Origin of the sequence: Arthrobacter sp. I3 (assembly GCF_000520575.1) — a bacterium.
In the GTDB taxonomy this organism is placed as follows: Bacteria; Actinomycetota; Actinomycetes; order Actinomycetales; family Micrococcaceae; genus Arthrobacter; species Arthrobacter humicola_A.
In genome coordinates, this window is record NZ_KI914930.1 from 12898 (window position 1) to 13675 (window position 778).

Annotated in this window: 1 pseudogene; it reads right to left on the reverse strand. The window is 70.4% G+C overall.

The annotated features are described in order from the left end of the window. Positions 1–749, reverse strand: a pseudogene (locus tag Y706_RS29305) (molybdopterin molybdenumtransferase MoeA); the annotation flags it as partial. Between the last annotated feature and the right edge of the window lie 29 nt (positions 750–778).

Here is a 778-nt window from a genome sequence, read left to right on the forward strand (position 1 = left end):
TCGGTGTCCTCGAGGGCGGCGAGCCACTCGGCGTAGGTATCGCCGACTTTCACTTCTTCGGTACAGATCCCGCCGAGCATTCCCACCACGGCGGCCAGTTGGGGTCCGAAGGTGTCGCGGACCTGCCCGGGTGCCGGTATCCCGCTCGTCACGACCTCGGAGCCAGTGTAAACGAGGCGGACGACGGCCTTGCCGAGCACGGGAAGGGCGTCACTTCCGGCCAGCGCGGCGAGCGCCAGATGGGCCGGGTTCAGGACCGTGCCGCCCTTGATCAGGACGTCCCCGGCGGCGGCTTCCTCCCCGGCCTTCCTGATGTGGTCGCCGTTGCGCGGGTCTCCCGGCTTCGCGGTGCCGCCCAGCTTCAGGACGGGCAGGCCGTCGTCGTCGGCGTCGATGATGCCGCTTTCGCTGCGCAACACTGCCTTGGCCCCGGGCGGGATGAGGCCGCCGGTGGCAATCGGGCTGGCCTGATGTGGTGCCAGACGCTGGCCGGGTTCGGCCAGGATCCAGGGCCCGCTGCCGTTGACGGCCCAACCGTCCATGGCAGAGGAAGCGTAATGGGGCATATCCTGCCGGGCAACGACGTCCGCCGCGAGCGTCCGGCCAAGCGTCTGCCGCAGCGGAACAGGGGCGGCCGGGATGGGAACGGCGCACTCGAACGCGAGTTGCCGGGCCTCCTGCCACGTGTGGGCCAAGTGCCTGTGCGGCTCCGCGGCAGTGTCCTCGTCCCCTGCGTCCTGGTCCGCGATGTCCTGGTCCGCGATGTGAGGGCCTCCAG